This is a genomic window from Parasphingopyxis lamellibrachiae, assembly GCF_003385775.1.
Taxonomy (GTDB): domain Bacteria; phylum Pseudomonadota; class Alphaproteobacteria; order Sphingomonadales; family Sphingomonadaceae; genus Parasphingopyxis; species Parasphingopyxis lamellibrachiae.
On record NZ_QRDP01000004.1, the window covers coordinates 518,222 to 539,010 of the forward strand.

Consider the following 20,789-nt stretch of genomic DNA (forward strand, 5'->3'; position numbering starts at 1 on the left):
TCCGGTGACGTTGCGGAATCGGTAACGCTCGGCCATATCCAAAATCACAATCAGCAACAGGAAAGGCCGTACTCTTGGCCAAGGCACCGGCGTCACCGAAACGCGCTCCGCGCAAATCCCCCGCGAAAAAGCCGCCCGCCAAATCGGCGGCACGCAAATCCGCGGCACCGGCGGCTCCCAATAGGGAGCGCCCCGCTGAACCTGACCGCTACACGGCGTCGAAAGATGAGCTTCTCGAATATTATCGTCAGATGCTGCTTATTCGGCGCTTTGAAGAAAAGGCTGGCCAGCTCTACGGGCTCGGCCTGATCGGCGGCTTCTGCCATCTTTATATCGGCCAGGAAGCGGTCGCTGTCGGCCTGCAGTCTGCGCTCGACAATGACAAGGACAGTGTGATTACCGGTTATCGCGATCATGGCCATATGCTGGCCTATGGGCTCGATCCGAAGGTCATCATGGCTGAACTGACCGGGCGTGCCGCCGGCATTGCGCAGGGCAAGGGCGGTTCGATGCACATGTTCTCCGTCGAGAAACGTTTCTATGGCGGGCACGGCATTGTCGGCGCGCAGGTGCCGCTGGGCTCGGGCCTCGCCTTCGCGCATAAATATCGGGGCGATGGCGGTGTATGCCTGGCCTATTTCGGCGACGGCGCCGCGAACCAGGGCCAGGTGTATGAAGCCTTCAACATGGCGGAGCTGTGGAAGCTACCGATCATCTTCGTGATCGAGAACAACCAATATGCAATGGGGACGAGCGTCAACCGCTCCTCCGCCGAAGATCAGCTGTACCGCCGCGGCGAGAGCTTCCGCATTCCCGGCCTGCAGATCAACGGCATGGATGTTCTGGAAGTGCGCGGCGCAGCAGAAGTTGCGCTGGACTGGGTACGGAGCGGCAAGGGGCCGATCCTGCTGGAACTCAAGACGTATCGCTATCGCGGCCATTCCATGTCCGACCCCGCGAAATACCGGTCGCGCGAAGAGGTGCAGTCGGTGCGCGAAAAATCCGATCCCATCGAAGCGATCAAGAAAGAACTGGAGGCCGCTGGCGTAAGCGCAGAAGACATGAAAGCGACCGACAAGGAGATTAAGGCAATCGTGGCCGAGGCCGCGGATTTTGCCGAAAGTTCGCCTGAGCCGCATCCGGACGAGCTCTACACGGACGTTCTGGTGGAGCAGTATTGATGGCTATCGAATTGAAAATGCCAGCCCTGTCTCCCACCATGGAAGAGGGCACACTGGCCAAATGGCTGGTCAAGGAAGGCGATGAGATCAGTGCCGGCGACATCATGGCCGAGATCGAAACCGACAAGGCGACGATGGAATTCGAAGCCGTGGATGAAGGTGTGCTGGCCAGGATCGTCGTGCCCGAAGGCACGGATGAAGTGGCTGTTGGTGCTGTAATCGCAATACTCGCTGAAGAAGGCGAAGATGCCGATAGCGTCGAAGCGGCACCTGCAAGCGAACCCGCACCTCAACCCGCTTCGGCGGAAACTGCCGAACCGGAGGCGGATGACCCGCCACTGACGAAACCCGAAACGGTCGCCCGGGCTGCAGATCCCGATATTCCCGAAGGCACGGCGATGGTCACGCTGACTCTGCGCGAAGCATTGCGCGATGCGATGGCGGAAGAAATGCGCGCCGACGAGCGGGTCTTTGTGATGGGCGAAGAAGTCGCCCAATATCAGGGCGCGTACAAGGTCACCCAGGGCCTGCTCGACGAATTCGGCGACAAGCGGGTTATTGATACGCCGATTACCGAATATGGTTTTGCCGGTATCGGAACGGGCGCGGCGATGGGCGGACTGCGGCCTATCGTCGAATTCATGACCTTCAACTTCGCGATGCAGGCGATCGATCACATCATCAATTCCGCGGGCAAGACCAATTACATGTCCGGCGGCCAGATGCGCTGCCCGATCGTGTTTCGCGGCCCCAATGGCGCGGCGAGCCGTGTCGGTGCACAGCACAGTCAGAATTACGGCCCCTGGTATGCCGCGGTTCCCGGCCTGATCGTGATTGCGCCTTATTCAGCGGCGGACGCCAAGGGGCTGCTCAAATCGGCGATCCGCACAACAGACCCGGTTGTCTTCCTTGAAAATGAGCTCCTCTATGGCCAGAGCTTCGAAGTGCCCGATCTCGATGACTATGCGCTTCCCATCGGCAAGGCGCGCACCGTGCGGTCTGGCAACGACGTGTCGATCGTCTCCTATTCGATTGGCGTCGGTATTGCGCTCGAAGCGGCTCAGAAACTCGCTGAGGAAGGCATCGAAGCCGATATCGTCGATCTCAGGACTCTCAGGCCGCTCGACAAGGCTGCCGTGCTGGAAAGCCTCTCGCGGACCAACCGGATGGTCGTGGTCGAGGAAGGTTGGCCGGCCTGTTCGATAGCTTCCGAAATTGCGGCTATTTGCATGGAAGAGGGGTTTGACGATCTCGACGCGCCCGTGATGCGCGTAACCAATGAGGACGTGCCCATGCCTTATGCGGCCAATCTCGAAACGCTGGCGCTTGTCGATGCCGACAAGGTGGTCGCTGCCGCGAAGGCCGTGTCCTACCGCTGATCTCTGTCCGCCAGAGCTGTCTTGGTCCGGCCTTTGCTAACAGCTGGCGACAGTGAGACCCTGCGTGTTCGTGATGTCCTGGTTCGTCCGGTCGCGGACGTTGAAGGCGCTTTCGTAACGGATCTGACGGGTGCCTAGGATGCCCATGGTTGGTATCAAGGGCTGATAGTCATAGGTTACCTCGACAAACATCACGGCGGTGCCTTCGGCTGAAACGATCTTGTTGCCCGCCGGGCCCATCCCGTCTTCCAGTGAATCATTGTAGCGGCCGTCATCTTCCTCGCCATAGGCGGGGTCAACGCTGGTCAACTGACCCATGCAGCGCTGCCAGTTGATCATCTGCCCTTCCTGCGATCCCGAACGGTTGTTGGGTTGCAGCGAAGATAGCACGACACGGCCATTTGCTTCGAAATCGATGGCCTCGCCGACAAGGTCTGCGCCGGCGAAAACTTCCCGGATATTGGCTTCGTCGATGGTCGTGTCGACGCGGCCTGCATTATCGGCGACGGTCATGGCGATCTGGCTGACGCGGAGATGCGCGAGTGCAAAGTTCGCAGTTTCCAGCCCGCCGAAAATCAGGGCAAGCAGGATAGGCAGCGAGAATGCGAACTCGATCAGGGCAACGCCCTCGCTGTCCTTTTTCAACCTGCGGAAAGCTGCAAATCGCCTGAGATGTTTTCTGCTCGTCATTATGCACACACCGTTGGAGGAATGGCCTGGTCGGCGAAAGGCTGGTTACGGACCGCGGTTCGTGCGGTGATCGTGTAGTTTTGAGGTACGCCTATCAACGTCGCCACCGGCACAAGGCGCGGCATGGTGATTGTCACTTCATAATAGACGACATCGTCGGCGCCGCCCCGTCCGGCATCGCCCGCATCGGTATCGAAAGCGCCGTTATTGTTTATGTCTTCGAAGCAATCTCCAGTGTCATAGGCGCCATTGCCGTTATAGTCGGTCAGCAGCTTTTCAGCGTTGCCGACGCCTGAAAACTCATAGAAACTGGATTGCTCGACCGTATAGGTCGCACGGCGGGCGATGTTGTTCACCCGCTCCTTGATTGCATTCTCGATCCGATCCTCAATCGAAGCTCCGGTATAACCGCTGAAATTGGGGTTTTCGACGGTCGCCGTCCTGGCAACATCGTTCAACACGCCCTGAAGCTGGGCACGGACATAGCTCTGATAGCCGAGATCGAGCGCACCGAGCAGGACGATCATCAGCGGCACCACGATGATACCGAACTCGACGGCTGCGATACCACGATCGTCGCGGGCAAGCCCGCGAATAGTGAAAGCAGGCCTTCTCATTGAGTCAGCCTCAACCGACCGATACCGGCACCGATACGTTCGAATACCTCTTCGAGATCGGAGCCGTCGCTAACGAAAAAATGTCCGCTACTGGTTGCGCATGGCTCGATTTCGTCGGTGTCGCTAATATCCAGCGCGATGACCCAGATCGTCATGCCCATGGATTTCGCAGCGTTACAGGAAGAAAGGAAATGCGCGATATGGCGATTTTCCTGGCTGCCGCTTCCCGTCAATCGACGATCAAAATTATAGTTGCCATAGCTTGAATAGTTGCTGCTTGTAGGAACCAGATCGCCATCGGTCAGAAACACGATATGCTTGGCGACGGGAACGCCGTTAAACTCTTCCGGGTTGCGCGATGCATTCATGCCGGTCGAGGAAAGCAGCCGAGCAGCCCACATTAGGCCCAGATCATGATAAGTGTTGCCGCTTACAATCGCCGTCGCGTTGTTGACTGCGTTTTGGTAGCCAGTTTCATTCCCATAGGTACGCAGACGAGTTGCCGGCGAAGGGCAAACGCCATCATCGTCATAGTCATTCTCGTCCGGGTCCCAGCGGCCCCATTGCCGATCGGTGTCATTGTTGTTTCGCGCAATGAGATCGATATCATCCCTGGTGACGGTGAGGTCGATATCGAAATCGCCGTCATTGAAGTCGTTGCCAATCGTCGGGCGCTCCTCAACGCATGCGCTGCCATTCCTACGCCAGTCGCGAATACTGCGGTTTTGGTTGGAGCCGTTGGCCCATTCCGTATCAAGGATATTTACGGCTTCGAGCTCGTACTGATATGAGCCGCTGCGACATGATCCGTTGGACCAGTAGCGCGTACAGACATAGTTGCGTTTCGGATAGTAGGTATCCCGCAGAATATCGCGATTCCGCAAAAGGTTGCCGACATTCACGTTCATTGAATAGGGCACAAAACCAAAGCGCGTACGTGTGTTCGATGCGCCTTCAAGCGCGCGATACAGGCCCATGGCGCCTGTCCGCAAACGGCTGATTTTCGATGCGCCGCCGCCGCTTGGTGATCGGCTCATCGATCCGGTGACGTCGAGCACGACCATGATGTCGTTGTTGCCGTAATCCTGATTGGCGTCGCATTCGACGCTGATCGCGATTGTGTCGCGGCCGAAGAGCGACATCACCGTCGTCGGCACGTCGGCGCTGGCCGTCACATTGACGGTCGCACCGTCCGTTGTGCTTTGGGCAACCGTGCGCGTCACATTCTGCGAATTCATCGTTCCGGACGGGAAGTTGAAATCGAAGAAGCGTTCGCCTTCCGCACGGGCGCTGGTTGTCCAGGTTTCCCCTGACATGTCCCGGCGGGCGGCGAGAGCGGCGGCGTCGCACGCATTCTGGAGCTTGGCTTGCGCCATATAGGCCCGGCTCATATCGAGCCCCGAACCGATCATGCCGGCAATCGGGACAAGCGCGGCACCAGCCATGGCAAGTGTGTTGCCACGGCTGTCATGCAGCAGGCGCGTCAGGAAAGTGCCGGGTTTGGCGGCTTGCCCTGATGCTTTCTTCTTCGGCCAGATATGCATTATTCACCCCTACCGTTGCGGCACAGTTCACGGACATTTGAGATCGTTATGAACGGACAAACTTAAACAGAGGTCTCGCATGAAGGTTAACGGGATGTTTGCCATGTTGGCCCGCTTAGGTAGGACGTTTCCAATGACCGAACCTCTCTCCGACCCCGAGCGCGAACTTGCATTAAGCTACGCAGCAGCGCCGATACGCCCTCATTTGCGGACACTTTGGAGGCTGGATGAGAGATTCGGGGCGATTGTCGCCGGAACGACCGAGACGACGATTGGCGAAATGCGGTTATTATGGTGGAGAGAGGCAATTGCGATCTCGGATGAGGGCGCGAAAGCCGAGCCGTTGCTGGAGCAGGTGGCCGGGGCGATCGAAGCAACGCGAAGTGACGCCGCTGAATGGGGAGCGATGGCCGAGGGCTGGCACGCACTGTTGCAGGAGCCGCTCGAGGCCCAGGAGCTGGATCGCTTTGCAAATGAGCGGGGCGGTCGGTTGTTTACGCTTTCGGCCGAAATTCTCTCCGGCAGTGCTGAACCCTTTGTTACCGCCGCAGGGCGGGGTTGGGCACTCGCCGACCTTTCCAGTCGGATCAGCGATGCGGATGCCCGATCCGAGGCGCGAGCCATGGCCAGGAAAATGTTCGACGACGCCGGAAAAACTCGTTGGCCTCGTTCGCTGCGGCCGCTGGGCGCACTTGCCATGCTCGCGCGCCGGGATGCCGTTAGCCGCCGCCCGCGCCGGCAGGGATCGCCGGTCAGGGTTGCGCGCATGGCATGGCACGGTTTGACCGGACGTTAGGGAATTTTGTCCGGCGCGGTTTACGCGCTAACATCGGCGAGAAAGGAGGTCTGGTCATGGGCCGTTATTTCGCCGGAGTGCTCTCTGCGATGCTGTTGATCGCTGCAGGCCTGTTCATTTGGGAAACCGTGGCCCGGCAGGACGAGGCGCCGCCACCCGCCGCACCGCCGCCGGAAACAGAAAGGCCGGATCCCATGACGGCCGGCGAACCGGAGGGGACGGGGCCTCCACCGCCCGAAGCCACGGAGCTGACCCGCGAACAGAGGCGCTTTGGCCGTTATGACCGAGACAGAGATGGCGCAATTACCCGGACCGAGATGATGAGCAGCCGTACGAACAGTTTTCGTCAGCTCGACACCAATGGCGATAATTATCTGACGTTCGAGGAATGGGCGGTGCGAACCAGCGACCGATTTGCCGGTGCGGATGGGGATGGGTCCGGCGCGCTGACACCGGAAGAATTTGCAACGACACGGCAACGACGATCGCCGACGAGCCGTTCGCGATGCAATTGTTGAGTTGACGGGAGCATTCTGGCGCGAAACAGTTGCGCTATGAAAACATGCTTTATTGCCTGCGCCGGCCTTCTCGCGCTCCCGCTCACACCGCTTTCCGCGTTTCAGGACGAGGCGGCTCCGATAATGGCGACCTATCAGTCCCAGATTGCGAATCTTCGCGAAGATGCCCGGATGGCGGCCGCCTTTGTTCATATTGCGGCAGGCCATGATGAGCATCTGCAGAATCTGATAACGCTGACAGAGGTGCCGGCTCCGCCTTTTGGTGAAGGGGCTCGTGCCGCCGTGTTTGCGGATATGATGCGCGCAACCGGGTTCGGCGAAGTCACTATAGATGATGCTGGCAATGTCGTGGCCCATCGTCCCGGCGCTGCCGCAACCCATAGTGTGATGATGGTGGCGCATCTCGATACGGTGTTTCCCGCGGAAACCGACGTAACGGTTCAGGTCGAAGGCAATCGCTACACAGCACCCGGGATCGGGGACAATACGCGCGGGGCCGTCATGCTGCTCCAGATCGCTTCGGCGATTGCGGCGGCGGACATCCGGACGCAGGGCGACATCATTCTTGTCGGTAATGTCGGCGAAGAAGGCCTTGGCGATCTGCGGGGCGTCCGCCATCTTTTCCGGGATGCCGCCAACCGGCCCGATAGTTTCATCGCGATCGACGGAGGCGATGATGCAAGGCTGGTAACCAGAGCCGTGGGGTCAACCCGCTTTCGGGTAACCCTTAACGGGCCAGGCGGCCATAGCTGGGGCGATTTTGGCGATGCCAACCCGCACCATGCGTCCGCCCGGGCGATAACGCGCTTCGTCAATGCTGCGCGCCCGATCACGCAGGACGGACCGCGCGCCAGCTACAATATCGGCCGTACCGGTGGCGGTACGTCGGTTAACTCGATTCCGTTCGAGAGCTGGTTCGAGGTCGATATGCGGTCTGGCGATCCGGCCAGGCTTGAGGCGCTTGTAGCGGTGTTCCAGCAAGCAATGGCCGAAGGCCTGGAGGCCGAAAACGCCGTTCGCGGCGATAGCGACCCCCTGACCATGACCATCGAACCGATAGGAAGCCGCCCGGCCGGCGAAAGCGATCCGGCGTTGCCGCTCGTCCAGCGGGCCCGGGCATTGCTCGAGGCCGATGGGATCACTCCGGTGCTTACGGCTTCTTCGACCGATTCCAACATTCCGATTTCGCTCGGTATCCCGGCGATCACCATCAGCCGCTGCGGAACGAGCGCGCGGGCCCATTCGCTCGATGAATACTGGGAAGATGATGGCACTGTGCCCGCATGTACGATGCGCGGGCTGGCTCTGCTGATCGCCGAAGCCGAGCTCGCCGGGGATTAGGAAGCGGCTTTTCGGTCGATCTCGGCGAGCCATGCGGCCATTGCGCTGCGCGCGCGCGCCGTCATGGCTTCCTTGCGCTGTTTCTTGTGAACCTTTTCCGCAAAGGGCGGGAACAGCCCGAAATTGATATTCATCGGCTGATAGTCCCGGGCGTCGGCACCGCCCGTAATATGACTGAGCAGTGCTCCCAGTGCAGTTTCCGCCGGCGGCGTAGGCAATGGTTCTCCGCGCAGTTCCGCCGCTGCATAGCGCCCCACCATCAGGCCAACCGCTGAGCTTTCGACATAACCTTCACATCCCGTGATCTGCCCGGCGAAACGGATATGCGGCGCGCTTTCCAGGCGCATCTCGCTATCGAGAAGCTTGGGCGAATTGATGAAGGTGTTGCGATGGAGCCCGCCCAGCCGAGCGAATTCAGCCTTTTCGAGACCCGGGATTGTACGGAACAGCTCGACCTGTGCACCATGCTTCATCTTGGTCTGGAAACCGACCATGTTCCAGAGCGTCCCGAGCGCATTGTCCTGCCGAAGCTGGACGACCGCATGGGCCCAGCGGCCCTCTGGAAATTCAGGCGTGGCGCCGTGCGGATTGTCGAGGCCAACGGGTTTCATCGGGCCGTAGCGCAGCGTATCGATGCCGCGCGCCGCCATAACCTCGATCGGCATACAACCTTCGAAATAAGGCGTGTCCTTTTCCCAATCCTTGAACTCGGTTTTCTCGCTGTCGAGCAAACCCTGATGGAATGCGAGATATTGTTCCTTGTCCATCGGGCAGTTGATGTAATCGTCGCCGCCCTTGCCCCAGCGCGCGGCCTTCCAGCAGATATCCATATCGATGCTGTCCCTATGGACGATGGGCGCGATGGCGTCGAAAAAGGCGAGGGCGTCTGCCCCTGTCGCAGCGCCGATGCTTTCAGCGAGCGAAAGCGCCGTAAGCGGGCCGGTCGCGACGATGGTGAGGCCGCTTTCAGGCAGTCTGTCGATCCGCTCGCGGACAATCTCGATATTCGGGTGCTCCGAGAGGGTTCGGGTTACGGCGTCCGAGAAATGATCGCGGTCCATGGCCAGCGCCGATCCGGCCGGTACTTTATGTTCGTCCGCGCAGCGCATGATGATCGAATTCAGGTCCCGCATTTCCTGATGCAGCAGGCCAACCGCATTGCGCTCTGCATCGTCGGACCGGAAACTGTTCGAACAGACGAGTTCCGCCAATCCGTCCGTCTGGTGCGCGGGTGTCATATCGCCGCCGCCCCGCATTTCCGACAGGCGCACCTTCACGCCCTGTTCGGCAAGTTGCCATGCGGCTTCGGATCCGGCCAGGCCGCCACCGATAATATGGATCTGATGATCGCTCATGATTCAATATCTCAAAACTAACCGGTAAACCTGGATGCGTTGCCTTGCCCGGTCCGCTTGGTACAAGGCGTTCAAGCAACAGGGGCCTGTAGGACAGCATGACCGAAGAATCATCAACAAAAGCCGGTGGCCTTGTGTCGCTCGTCCTGATTGCGGCGCTGCTTGCCGGTATCAGCTATTATCTGGCATCGCGCATGATGGAGCCATCGGCTCTGCTGACGGTCTGGAAGGGAACGGGGGTCGGCCTGCTGGCTGTCTGGGCGGCGATGCAGGCGCGCTCGTTCGATGGCGCGCTGCTTGCGCTGGTGATGGCGCTTGGCGCGACCGGCGATGTGGTGCTGGAAACTACAGGTACAGTCGAGGGTGGAATGGCCTTCATGGCCGGGCACGTGATCGCGATTACTCTCTATTTCCGGAACCGCAGGTTGCAGACGAGCTTCAGCCAGAAATTGCTCGCGATACTGCTGGTGCCGATCGTGATCTGGCTTTCCTGGTCCCTGCCAGCGGATCGCAGCAGTGCGGCCGGCATCGCTTTATATGCCGCGCCGCTGGCGCTGATGGCAGCGCTCGCATGGACCAGCCGTTTCTCTCGCTTCACTGTCGGGATTGGCGCCATATTCTTTGTGATCTCCGACCTGTTCATTTTTGCGCGCATGGGGCCGCTCGCAAGCTCCATGCTTCCCGGCCTGCTGATCTGGCCGCTCTATTTCTCAGGGCAGGCGATGATCGCGATGGGCGTGGTGCGGACGCTGGCCACTGATACGCAGGCCTAGGTCGCCGGTTCCTCAGCGCAGTCGCCGGTCTCACAGGCGAGCAGGGCAACGAATTTTTCGGCGTTGATCGCAACATCGTCTTCGCCGATCTGGTCGAACGGATCTTCCAGATGCTCCTGGATATTGGAAAGCCCGACAAGGATGATCGAGAAGAGTATCGGCATCACATAGACCAGGGCCATGGAATATTCTTCGGCCTCATGCGCAAAATAGGGGCCGTACAGCACCGGCAGGACGACGATGAAAAAGTCGCTAAAGGCGTTGAGCGTGCGTGGCGTGCGATACTGGTAGATATGTTTGATCTGCTCGAACGAGACGATCATCTTGCTGATATACTGGTTGCACCGCGAACATTCGCCCGATGCCAGGCCTTCATTGCGCATCCGTTTTACAAAGTCGGACAGCTCTGAAAATGCTACATAGATCTGGCGCTCATGCACCGGCATTTCGCTCAGCGGACTTTTGAACATGTCGCGGCACCCGGTGAGAAGATGGCCCAGAATGACTTCAATCCTGCGCAACCGTGCGTCATCGCGTTCAGGCAGCCAGTCCCGCGCAGCGAAATATATCGCCCGGCCATGGGCCTTTATGATCCCATAATCGTCGAGCGCATTTTCGCGGCGTTTGAATGCGTGACCGATGGCGAACACGATCGGAAAGACGATGGCCGTGGCTATCAGCGTAAGGGGGAAATTCGCCGTGACTCCATAGCGCAAACAGGCCCATGTCGAGGCAATGGCAAGACCGCTGACGAGAAGGCTTTTGGCATCAATGACTTTCCGAATTGCCAGCATATTGCGCATGAAGCCCGCCCATTCAGTTATTGGTCGGGTAAGGATAGCGGGCGATTACCGCGCTTGGCGATACGCGCCTATCGTGGTCCTGTGGAGGATTCGGTCATGGCCTTCATAGCCGCCGGTTGCGCGGTGGAGCACTGAGCGGTTGTCCCACATGACGAGCATGTTGGGTTCCCAATTGTGCCGATAGACGAATTCGTCGCGGGTCTGCCACTGGTAGAGTTCCATGAGCAGGGGCAGGGCCTCTTCCTGCGCCATGCCCTCGATCCCCGCGATATAGCCGATGCAGCTGAACAGGCCTTTACGACCGGTTTCCGGATGATCGCGGATGATCGGGTGGAGCTGTGTCGCTTCGGCTTTGCTCGAAGGGCGGATATCCATGGAGCGGCCCTTGGCCTTGTCGGCATCGCCATAAGTACCGTCGGGCGCATAGGCATTTTGTGCCGAATGGATGGCTTGAAGGCCATCGATCCGGGTGCGCAAGTCGGCGGGCATTGCGTCGAGAGCGGCATGCTGGTTCGCATAGAGCGTATCGCCGCCCATCGGCGGGATCGTGATCCCGTAGAGACAGGTTCCGGCCGGAGGGTGTTCCTGAAAGCTCCAGTCGGTGTGCCAGTTTTCGGCAAAGAGCGGCGCAGTTTCGTTCGCACCGCGCTGCACGGCGATAATATGTTTACGCTCCGGCAGTGGGGCGATAAACGGATCCTCGCCGAACGGACCGAAATACAGCGTATAGCGCTCGAGATCGTCGTCGGTGAGCGTCTGATCCGGAAAAGACAGGACATGATGTTCGAGCCAGGCGGATCGGATCTCGGCAATCGCCGCGTCGGAAAGTGGCCGCGAAAGATCGATACCGGTGACGGTAGCGCCGCAGGCCTGGCCCGAAGGGGTGACCTTAATCGTCACTGGTTTCCGTCTGTTCGCCCTCGGCTATCTCCGCCGCTACGGCTTCTTCCGCTGCGTCTTCGGGCTCATCCTCTTCGTCGATCAGCGCAACGCCAACCACGGTTTCGCCCTTGGCGACATCGAGTAACGTCACACCCGCCGTGCTGCGCCCCATGACGCGGACATCGCCGACGCGCATGCGGATCAGCTTGCCCTGATCGGTGATCAGCATGACCTGATCGCCGTCGCCTGCCGGGAAGCTGGCCACGACTTTGCCGTTGCGTTTGATATTGTCGATATTGACCACGCCCTGGCCGCCGCGTTTCGTGACACGGTACTCATAGGCGCTGGAGCGCTTGCCATAGCCATTGGCGCAAACCGTGAGGATGAACTGCTCGGCCTCCGTCATTTCCGTCATCCGCTCCTCGGATAGCTCAGGCGCGTTGTCATTATCCTTCCAGGGCGCAGCCTTCAGATAGGCATCGCGTTCCTCGATCACCGTTCCGGTCGCGCCGGTAACCGAAAGCGAGATCACCTCGTCATCATCCTTCAGGGTTACGCCGCGGACGCCGGTTGCAGTCCGACTGGCAAAGGCGCGTACATCGGTTGCGGCAAAGCGGATCGCCTTGCCGTTGCGCGTGGCGAGGAGAACATCGTCGCTTTCATTGAGCAGGGCGACGCCGATCAGCTTGTCGTCGCTGTCTTCGGCAAAGCGCATGGCGATCTTGCCGTTCGACGGGATGTTTTCGAACGCATCCATCGAGTTGCGCCTGACACTGCCCTGCGCCGTGGCGAACATCACATGCAGTTTTTCCCATTCCGCTTCATCTTCGGGAAGCGGCAGCACGGTCCGGATGAATTCGTCCTCGGCCAGCGGCAGGAGATTCTGCATCGGCCGGCCCTTGGTTTGCGGTCCGCCTTCGGGCAGCTTCCAGACCTTCATCCGATATACCTGGCCCTTGTTCGAGAAGAAGAGCACCGGTGTGTGCGTCGAGGTGACGAAGAGCCGGGTCACGACATCCTCATCCTTGGTTGCCATGCCGGACCGGCCTTTGCCGCCGCGGCGCTGCGCACGGAAGGTGTCGAGCGGGGTACGTTTGATATAACCGGAATGTGTGACGGTAACGACCATCTCTTCCCGGGCGATAAGATCCTCATCTTCGATATCGAAATCGCCGGCGGTGATTTCCGAAACGCGCGGCGTAGCGAACTGCTCGGAAATTTCGTCAAATTCTTCGAGCATGACGGCATAGAGTTTCGCCCGATCGCCAAGGATATCGAGCAATTCGGCAATCTTGATTGACAGTTCTTTGAGCTCGGCGCCGATCTCGTCCCGGCCGAGGGCGGTAAGACGGTGCAGGCGCAGTTCGAGAATGGCCCGGACCTGCTCCTCGGAGAGCTTGTAGACATCGCCTTCGACCGCAGTTTCGACGGCTTCGATCAGCTGGATATAGGGACGGATTTCCCCGATCGGCCATTCGCGGGCGAGCAGGGCCGCGCGGGCTTCGGCGGGGTTTGACGAACCCCGGATGATCCGGACGACCTCGTCGAGATTGGTGACGGCGACGACCAGGCCGAGCAACAGATGCGCACGCTCACGCGCCTTGAACAGCTCGAACTTGGCGCGCCGGGTGATGACCTCTTCGCGGAACTGGACGAAAGCCTGGATAAAATCACGCAGCATCAGCGTTTCAGGTCGGCCGCCGCGGATGGCGAGCATATTGGCCGGGAAGCTCGATTGCGCAGGCGTATGCCGCCAGAGCTGGTTCAACGTCACTTCGGGTGTGGCTGCACGCTTCAGCTCGATTACGACGCGAACGCCTTCGCGGCTCGATTCGTCGCGAATATCGGCAACGCCCTCGATCCGGTCATCCTTGGCGGCTTCCGCGATCTTCTCGACCAGACCCGATTTGCCGACCTGGAAAGGGATGGACGTTAAAACGATGGAACGTTTGTCGCCAGCCTTTTCCTCAATCGTATGGCGTGCGCGCATGATGACCGAGCCACGGCCCGTTTCGTATGCAGAGCGCGCGCCGCCACGCCCGAGAATAAGCGGTGCGGTCGGGAAATCCGGGGCAGGGACGATTTCGATCAGTTCGGCATTGGTTATCGCAGGATTGGCGATATAGGCCCTGCAGGCATCGAGTACTTCGCCCAGATTATGGGGCGGGATATTGGTGGCCATGCCGACGGCAATGCCGCCCGCGCCATTGACGAGAATATTGGGGAAGCGGGCGGGCAGGACCTGCGGTTCGCTTGTCGATCCATCGTAATTGGGTGTGAAATCGACAGTGTCCTTATCGAGATCGTTGAGCAGGGTCATCGCGACCTTGTTCAGCCGCGCTTCGGTATAGCGCATCGAGGCGGCGGGATCGGGGTCCATCGAGCCGAAATTGCCCTGACCATCGATCAGAGGCACACGCAGCGACCAGTCCTGCGTCATGCGGGCAAGGGCGTCGTATATCGCGCTGTCGCCATGCGGGTGATAATTACCCATCACATCGCCGACGATCTTGGCCGATTTGCGGTAGGGCCGGCCGGGAACGAATCCGCCCTCTTGGCAGGCGTAGAGTATCCGTCTGTGAACGGGTTTCAGCCCGTCGCGAACGTCCGGCAGGGCGCGCGACACGATCACGCTCATCGCGTAGTCGAGATAACTTGTCTTCATCTCATCAACGATGTTGATGGGGCTGATGTCCGATGGACTGGCCAACACGGTCTGGTCGTCGCTCAAAGCGTTACTTTCCAATATGAAATAGTCGAGAAAACCCTAGCAAAACTGCAGGAAATTAGCGAGCAGAAAGCCGGATTTATCCACAGATGTTCGTGTGTCGCGTCCGTTGCGAAATACGCCGAGAATGCGGTTTTGTGACCGACCTCCGCTAACTGCGGACGAAGCGCCAGTTATCGTCGTCGGAGCCATCCTCAACGTAATGATAGCCATCGCTGTCGAAGGATTTGATCGCCTCGGGCTCGGCAAGTGCGTGCTCACAGATATACCGGGCCATCATGCCTCGCGCCCGCTTGGCTTCGAAACTGTTGAAACGCAGGCCCTGGGGACCCTCTTCACGGAAATCAATGGTGATAACGCGCTTGTCCTCAAGGGTGTCGGCGCCGTTCACGGCAGCCCAATATTCCTGGCTCGCAAGGTTGATAATGGTGTCCGAACTGTTTGCCTCCAGATCCGCAGCCACGACAGCGGCAATCTTGTCGCCCCAGAAATCGGTCAGCTTCTTGTATCGCGGCGCCCATCTTGTTCCCATTTCCAGCCGGTAGGGGCGAATCGCATCCAGCGGGCGCAGGAGCCCGTAAAGGCCCGACAGGATGCGCAGATGGCTTTGTGCAAAGCGGATGGCCTCATTACCGAGCGTTTTCGCTTCGAAACCCGTATAGACATCGCCTGAAAAGGCATAGATCGCCGCGCGCTCGGGTTGATCCCAGAAATCACGATACCGGCCGTGGTTGAGTGCGATCAGCTTGTCTGAAACAGGCATTATCTGTTGCAGCTTTTTCTTCGAGAGATTCGATGCAGCCGAAACGAGACGCTGCGTTTCTTCCGGGAAACGGGCCGTTGTCGCTGCGACCGAACCAATTTCGCTGTCGAAATCAAGCGATTTTGCGGGGGAAATCAGTATGAGCATGGCGACCGGTTAGCGGCTTCCCCTGGCGGCGTCAAAAACCCATTTGTCTGTTTGAAACGAGCGGTTCAAGAAGGGTTCAGTGGCGATCCTCCACATATATCGGGACAGATCGCAACTTGTTCTCTGTCCCATCCGTTAGTAGCATGGGGCAAACAGTTCATGACGCAGGTTGTATGCGATATTTTGGGAGAAGATTTTACATGAAACGGGTTTCCACGACGAGCCTCGCTGCCGCACTGATATTTGGCGGTTCGACTGTAATTGCGGTGGCACCAGTAGCCGCCTTGCAGGAAGCAGAGGTAGCTGAAGAGTTTAATGCCGGAGAATTGTCCGATGGCGTCCGCGCCGCTGTTGTAGCCGCGCAGACTGCGCTTGAAGCCGATGCAGCCGAGGCCGGTCCGGCTGATACGGCGGCTATTCAGGCGCAGCTCGAGGCCGCGATTCCGTTGATCCAGAATGAAGATGACCGTTTTATCATTGGCCAGGTGATGTTGCAGAATGCAGCCAGGATACAGCAGCAGGGCGGTACGCCCGAGAGCATTCAGGCCGTGCAGCTTCAGGCGCTGGAACTGTCGCTGGCCAGTAATCGCGTACCGATTGCGAGCCGCGCCAGCTTCTGGCTGGCAATTGCCAATGCCTCAGCCAGTAGCGGCGACGATGCGAGGGCGGCCACCGCCTTCCAGAATGTGCTGCGCTACGACCCGAGCAACGGCGATGCGCTGATCCGGCTTGCCGACTCACAGTTCGGCGCCAATGATCATGCTACCGGATATGCGACAGCCTCAAGGGCTTTCCAGTCGCTGACAGAGGCTGGCGTGGAGATCCCGTCGAGCTGGCATGCAGTGCCGTTCCGGGCGGCCTATCAGACCAATGATGTCCCCCGGGTCGTAGAATTCGGCGTGGCCTTCCTGCGTTCGCATCCGACCGCCCAGAACTGGAATGAGGTGTTACGTGTGTTCCAGACCGCCGGGCGGCTTGAAGATCAAGCCAATCTGGATCTGCTGCGCCTGATGCGTGCAACCAATGGCCTCGATGTGAACAGCATCAATGAATATGTGCGCTTGGCAGCTTTGCGCGGGTTTCCGCGTGAAGCCCAGGTTATTTACGAGGGCAGCGTTGCTGGCGGCGCAATTCCGGCAAACCAGGAAATCGCATCGGAGATAGCCGAGAATATCGCCGGGGATCGATCGGGCCTTGCAGAATCTGAAACGGCAGCGCGCAGCTCCGCCAATGGCCGCGTGGCCCTGAATACGGCGGATGCCTATGCGTCATATGGCGAAACGGCCAAAGCACTTGAGCTATATCAGCTTGCTCTGGACAAGGGCGGCGTTGACGCTGGCGTGGTGAACCTGCGCAGAGGTGCGACATATTATGCCGCGGGCCAGACCGACCAGGCTCGGGCCGCATTCGAAGCGGTGACGGGCGATCGTGCGCCGCATGCCGCTTTCTGGCTGCAATGGCTGGACGAACAGGCCGGTGCCAGTTCCGCTCCTGCCACTGCCGAGCCAGCAAGCGCCGAATAGACCGGGGCGCAGGACAAGCGGAAGAATATTGGGGGCGGCGCGATAGTATCGCCGTCCCCATTTCTTTATGCGCAGTATGACGATCGAAAAGGATTGAGGACGGAGATGCTGAAAAAGTTCAAGGGGTTGGCAATAGCAGGTGTGATCGCAACGGCGGCGATCGCCGTCGCTGGACCGATCTTCGCTCAGGACGCCACGCTGCAATATTCTCTTTCCCGCGACGTCCGTGAGGCGGCCGAGCAGGCGCAGGCGGCAATTGCGCAGAGCAATTTTCCGGCCGCAACCAATTTTCTCAACCAGGCCGCCACTGCCGCCCAAACAGATGGCGACCGTTACGTTCTGGCAACCATGCAGCTTGATGTAGCGAACCGGACGTTCAACACCGCCGCGCAGGTGACGGCGATCAACGCGCTGCTTGCCAGTCCGTTGATCGGCGTGGAGCAGCGCGCGAACCTCTATTATCATCGTGCCCGCATTTCCTATCACGCGCAAAACAGCGATGCGGCCCGTACTGATCTGCAGGCCGCGATCAATGCAGGAACCAGCAACCCCCGGATATATGTCGCGATGGCAAGCCTGGTGGATGAAGCCGGCGACCATGCGGGTGCTCTGACTCTGGTCGACCGGGCGTTTGAAATTCACCGTACAGCCGGATTGGCGACGCCGGTCGACTGGTATCGCCGGGCCATCTCGATGGCCCAGGGTTTGAATGATGTCGGTCGGATCAGCGCCTATGGCCAATCCATGCTTGCCGAACATCCGGCCCAGCGAAACTGGCGAGACGTGCTTATCCAGCACCGGACGGCCTATGCGGCAGACCCCGAGGCCGCGATCGATTTATGGCGATTGCAGGATGCCGCCGGTGCATTGACCGGCGAGTTTGATTACCGCGACTATGCACGGGTGGCGAATGGTCGCCGGCTGCCCGCCGAAATAGAACGCATTGTGCAGGCGGGCCGCGCCAACAATATGCTCGACGGAGGCAATTCCGAAATTGCGACGCTTGATCGCGGGACAACCGCTGCAGCGCAGCGCCTTAGTAGTGCCCTGCCGGGGCGTGCCCAGGCTGCCGCAGCGGCTGCAACAGGGGCGAATGCCATGTCGGCAGCAGACGACTATGTCTCGCTGGGCGATTATGCCGCCGCGATCCCGCTCTATCGCGCGGCGATCGAGAAAGGTTCGATAGATACCGAACTGGCCAACATCAGACTGGGTATGGCGCTAGCCCGTACAGGCGATGCTGCTGGCGCTCGAGCTGCGCTCGATCAGGTCGTCGGTCCGCGCGCGTCAATCGCCCGTTTGTGGCGAATATATGTCGATATGCCGCGTGCCACTTCGGCACCGGTGGCTCAGGAGGCCGCTGCCAGCGAGTAATATTTGTTCGCGAACCCTCTGCTGGAAGAAGATTCTAGGTATCGATGTCGACAGGTACGCCGGGAAGCGATTTGGAAGTGCGGATCGTGAGCGACGTTTTCACGCTTTCCACATTCGGGATTGTGGTGAGGCCGGAGGTCAGAAAGCCCTGAAAATGCTGAAGATCCCGGGCAACAATTTTTAGAATGAAATCGATCTCGCCGTTCAGCATATGGCATTCTCGCACCAGCGGCAGGGTCGCAACATGATCTTCGAATGCGCGCAAATCATCTTCGGCCTGACTCTTGAGGCTGACCATCGCGAAAACGGTAATTCCGTAGCCCAGTGTCCGGGGATCAAGTTTGGCATGATAGCTTTCGATCGCGCCATCATCCTCAAGCGCACGCACCCTGCGCAGACAGGGCGGCGCGGTAAGCCCGGCAAGACGGGCCAGTTCAACATTCGTGATACGGCCCTGATCCTGCAGCGTTGCCAGTATCAAGCGGTCAATATCGTCAAGCGAGGCCGACGCGGATTTCATAGACTAATCCTTCAGAAAACTGACCGCTATTATAATTATGTGTCTCGCAAAAGCAATTGTCCCAGTATTGCACGGGTCGAAAAGGCAGCTTTCGTTAACCATTTGCAAAAGCTATCTGAGATGCCGGTGTTCGCGAGGGTAGCTGTCACCCGAAATGGGGATTTCGATGCGATTTGACGATATGTTGACAACGGTGATGGCGCAGCCGCGCGACACGGTTGACGCACGCATATCGGCCTGGCGCCAACTGGTGGACGTTTTCGCCCAGCGCGAGGATGTCGCTCTCGATCCGAATCACATCCACGCCTTCGCCTTGCTCGATGAATGGCAACGCGATGTTCCGGCAGCCATACGGGCGGAAGCGGCGCGCTCCCTTGCCGGACGGCATATCCCGGGATGGCTGTGTGCGCATTTCGCCGAAGACACGCCAGAGATAGCGCGTCCCGTTCTGATGGGGTCGTTTCTGGATTCCGAAGACTGGATCGACCTTCTGCCGAAAATGCGGCCAAGCTCCAGAGCGCTGCTCAGGCACCGTTCGGACCTGGAACCGAAGGTGCGCGAAGCACTGGACCAGTATGGCGCGGCGGATATGATCCTCGAAGACCGGGCGGCTGAACCTGGCGCGGGAACCGCCGATGTCCTCGAACTTGGCACGGCGGACGCGATTCCGGACTTGCCCGGGCAGAATGACGAGCGCGGGAACTTCGAGCAGATCAGGACGCTTGTCGAGCGGATTGAGGCTTTTCGTACTGCGCGGGACAGCGGCAGGGCTCCGGCTGTCGACGCACCGCCAGTTACCGAATTCCGGTTCGAGGCCGGACCCGACGGCGTAGTCAGATGGGTTGAGGGCGCGCCGCGCGGGCCGTTGATCGGTCAGACGATTGCCTTCAGCGCGGACGCGCTCGATTTCGGCGTCGATGGCCATGCTGCCGGAGCCTTCCGCCAGCGGGCACCGTTTCGCGACGCCCGGTTGATCGTTGCGGGCGAGGGGCCGGCATCCGGGGCCTGGCGGATTTCGGCAGTGCCGTTTTTCGGCGATGAGGATGGCCGTTTTGCCGGCTATCGCGGCATGGCCCGCCGTCCTCGCCGTGACGAAGACGCAAAGACCGGTGTCGCGCCGCCAGAGGGATTGTTCGGTTCGAGCCTGGAGCCGGACTCCCTGCGTCAGCTCATTCATGAGCTGCGGACGCCGCTCAATGCGATTGTCGGCTTCTCCGAGATGATCGAGGGCCAGCTGCTCGGGCCGGTCTCCACGCTGTACCGGGAACGCGCCACGGCCATTGCCGGAGAAGCCACCCGCCTGCTGCAGTCGATCGAAGATATCGATACGGCCGCACGGGCCGAAACGGATCGTTTGAGCTTTGACAGCGAAACGGTCGAGATTGTCGGGATTTTGCAAAGGTTGCACGATGTCTATGCCGCACAGGCCCAGGCGCGGGGCGTAACGCTGGCCATCCGCATCGAGGAAGACCTGCCGGTACTGTCGGCGGACTCGATCGCCGTCGAGCGCATGGTGGAGCGTCTATTGTCTTCTACGGTAGGACTAGCTGTCGCAGGAGAGACGATCGCGGTCGGTTGCAAAACGGATGGGCGGCGAGGGGCGGTCATCGTCACATTCGAGCGGCCGGCATTGTTGCGCGGTCAGTCCGAAGCGGCTCTGCTCGACCCCGGTTATTCTCCCGATGGCGATTGGCCCGATGCGCCGGCCCTCGGTCTCGGCTTCGCGCTCAGGCTCGTTCGCAATATCGCGCAAGAGGTTGAGGGAGCTCTCGATATCGAACCGGAAAATTTTGTTCTGCGATTGCCGGCAAAAGATGCTAGCGCCTTGCCGGGTGAACGGGGCAGATAATCAAGA

At 59.6% G+C, this 20,789-nt stretch carries 18 protein-coding genes; 9 read left to right on the forward strand and 9 right to left on the reverse strand.

Annotation, left to right across the window (positions count from 1 at the left end; translation table 11 throughout):
* Positions 1 to 74 precede the first annotated feature (74 nt).
* Together pdhA and DFR46_RS02670 are read left to right on the forward strand one after the other, a co-directional pair.
* Complete coding sequence (pdhA, locus tag DFR46_RS02665) at positions 75 to 1,181, forward strand: pyruvate dehydrogenase (acetyl-transferring) E1 component subunit alpha (RefSeq protein ID WP_116235050.1); 1,107 nt, start codon at positions 75 to 77, stop codon at positions 1,179 to 1,181.
* The gene (locus tag DFR46_RS02670; protein WP_116235051.1) at positions 1,181 to 2,560 is read left to right on the forward strand and encodes a pyruvate dehydrogenase complex E1 component subunit beta; all 1,380 of its coding nucleotides are present in this window, start codon (positions 1,181 to 1,183) and stop codon (positions 2,558 to 2,560) included. The genes pdhA and DFR46_RS02670 overlap by 1 nt, the downstream gene beginning before the upstream one ends.
* A gap of 36 nt (positions 2,561 to 2,596) precedes the next feature.
* Here the strand turns inward: DFR46_RS02670 and DFR46_RS02675 are convergent, their stop codons facing one another.
* Genes DFR46_RS02675 through DFR46_RS02685 form a run of 3 tightly spaced genes read right to left on the reverse strand, consistent with a single transcriptional unit; the run spans position 2,597 to position 5,411 of the window.
* Positions 2,597 to 3,250 (reverse strand): TadE/TadG family type IV pilus assembly protein, encoded by a 654-nt coding sequence (locus tag DFR46_RS02675; protein ID WP_116235052.1) that lies wholly within the window; start codon positions 3,248 to 3,250, stop codon positions 2,597 to 2,599.
* Complete coding sequence (locus tag DFR46_RS02680) at positions 3,250 to 3,867, reverse strand: TadE/TadG family type IV pilus assembly protein (protein ID WP_116235053.1); 618 nt, start codon at positions 3,865 to 3,867, stop codon at positions 3,250 to 3,252. The genes DFR46_RS02675 and DFR46_RS02680 overlap by 1 nt, the downstream gene beginning before the upstream one ends.
* Positions 3,864 to 5,411, reverse strand: coding sequence for a pilus assembly protein (locus DFR46_RS02685; protein ID WP_116235054.1), 1,548 nt, complete (start codon positions 5,409 to 5,411; stop codon positions 3,864 to 3,866). The genes DFR46_RS02680 and DFR46_RS02685 overlap by 4 nt, the downstream gene beginning before the upstream one ends.
* A 133-nt stretch (positions 5,412 to 5,544) precedes the next feature.
* On the opposite strand from DFR46_RS02685, the gene DFR46_RS02690 reads away from it, so the two are divergent.
* Genes DFR46_RS02690 through DFR46_RS02700 form a run of 3 tightly spaced genes read left to right on the forward strand, consistent with a single transcriptional unit; the run spans position 5,545 to position 8,066 of the window.
* Positions 5,545 to 6,207 carry a squalene/phytoene synthase family protein gene (locus tag DFR46_RS02690; RefSeq protein ID WP_116235055.1) on the forward strand — a complete coding sequence of 221 codons (663 nt, stop codon included), beginning with the start codon at positions 5,545 to 5,547 and terminating at the stop codon, positions 6,205 to 6,207.
* Positions 6,208 to 6,263: 56 nt separating this feature from the next.
* Positions 6,264 to 6,725, forward strand: a complete 462-nt coding sequence (locus DFR46_RS02695; protein WP_116235056.1) for an EF-hand domain-containing protein — start codon at positions 6,264 to 6,266, stop codon at positions 6,723 to 6,725.
* Positions 6,726 to 6,761: 36 nt separating this feature from the next.
* A complete protein-coding gene (locus DFR46_RS02700; RefSeq protein WP_116235057.1) occupies positions 6,762 to 8,066 on the forward strand; it encodes a M20/M25/M40 family metallo-hydrolase in 1,305 nt (434 codons plus the stop codon).
* Here DFR46_RS02700 and trmFO read toward each other — a convergent pair.
* Positions 8,063 to 9,421, reverse strand: a complete 1,359-nt coding sequence (gene trmFO, locus DFR46_RS02705; protein WP_116235058.1) for a methylenetetrahydrofolate--tRNA-(uracil(54)-C(5))-methyltransferase (FADH(2)-oxidizing) TrmFO — start codon at positions 9,419 to 9,421, stop codon at positions 8,063 to 8,065. The two genes, DFR46_RS02700 and trmFO, sit on opposite strands and share 4 nt — an antisense overlap.
* Before the next feature lie 98 nt (positions 9,422 to 9,519).
* Between trmFO and DFR46_RS02710 the strand changes: the two genes are divergently transcribed.
* On the forward strand, positions 9,520 to 10,194 hold the full coding sequence (locus DFR46_RS02710) for a lysoplasmalogenase family protein (RefSeq protein ID WP_116235059.1): 675 nt from the start codon (positions 9,520 to 9,522) through the stop codon (positions 10,192 to 10,194).
* Here the strand turns inward: DFR46_RS02710 and DFR46_RS02715 are convergent.
* From DFR46_RS02715 to yaaA, 4 genes are all read right to left on the reverse strand, one after another.
* Positions 10,191 to 10,997 (reverse strand): hypothetical protein, encoded by an 807-nt coding sequence (locus DFR46_RS02715; protein ID WP_116235060.1) that lies wholly within the window; start codon positions 10,995 to 10,997, stop codon positions 10,191 to 10,193. The two genes, DFR46_RS02710 and DFR46_RS02715, sit on opposite strands and share 4 nt — an antisense overlap.
* A gap of 45 nt (positions 10,998 to 11,042) precedes the next feature.
* A complete protein-coding gene (locus DFR46_RS02720; RefSeq protein ID WP_116235061.1) occupies positions 11,043 to 11,897 on the reverse strand; it encodes a TauD/TfdA dioxygenase family protein in 855 nt (284 codons plus the stop codon).
* A complete protein-coding gene (gyrA, locus tag DFR46_RS02725) occupies positions 11,887 to 14,610 on the reverse strand; it encodes a DNA gyrase subunit A (RefSeq protein ID WP_116235062.1) in 2,724 nt (907 codons plus the stop codon). Before gyrA ends, DFR46_RS02720 begins: the two co-directional genes overlap by 11 nt.
* 148 nt (positions 14,611 to 14,758) lie before the next feature.
* The gene (yaaA, locus tag DFR46_RS02730; protein ID WP_116235063.1) at positions 14,759 to 15,517 is read right to left on the reverse strand and encodes a peroxide stress protein YaaA; all 759 of its coding nucleotides are present in this window, start codon (positions 15,515 to 15,517) and stop codon (positions 14,759 to 14,761) included.
* Between the two features lie 200 nt (positions 15,518 to 15,717).
* Here yaaA and DFR46_RS02735 point away from each other — a divergent pair, with 200 nt between their 5' ends.
* Positions 15,718 to 17,040, forward strand: a complete 1,323-nt coding sequence (locus tag DFR46_RS02735) for a tetratricopeptide repeat protein (RefSeq protein ID WP_162843379.1) — start codon at positions 15,718 to 15,720, stop codon at positions 17,038 to 17,040.
* 105 nt (positions 17,041 to 17,145) lie between these two features.
* The gene (locus tag DFR46_RS02740) at positions 17,146 to 18,414 is read left to right on the forward strand and encodes a tetratricopeptide repeat protein (RefSeq protein ID WP_116235065.1); all 1,269 of its coding nucleotides are present in this window, start codon (positions 17,146 to 17,148) and stop codon (positions 18,412 to 18,414) included.
* Positions 18,415 to 18,448: 34 nt separating this feature from the next.
* Here the strand turns inward: DFR46_RS02740 and DFR46_RS02745 are convergent, their stop codons facing one another.
* Positions 18,449 to 18,934, reverse strand: a complete 486-nt coding sequence (locus DFR46_RS02745; protein WP_116235066.1) for an Lrp/AsnC family transcriptional regulator — start codon at positions 18,932 to 18,934, stop codon at positions 18,449 to 18,451.
* A gap of 166 nt (positions 18,935 to 19,100) precedes the next feature.
* Here DFR46_RS02745 and DFR46_RS02750 point away from each other — a divergent pair, with 166 nt between their 5' ends.
* The gene (locus DFR46_RS02750) at positions 19,101 to 20,783 is read left to right on the forward strand and encodes a sensor histidine kinase (RefSeq protein ID WP_116237110.1); all 1,683 of its coding nucleotides are present in this window, start codon (positions 19,101 to 19,103) and stop codon (positions 20,781 to 20,783) included.
* Positions 20,784 to 20,789 lie beyond the last annotated feature (6 nt).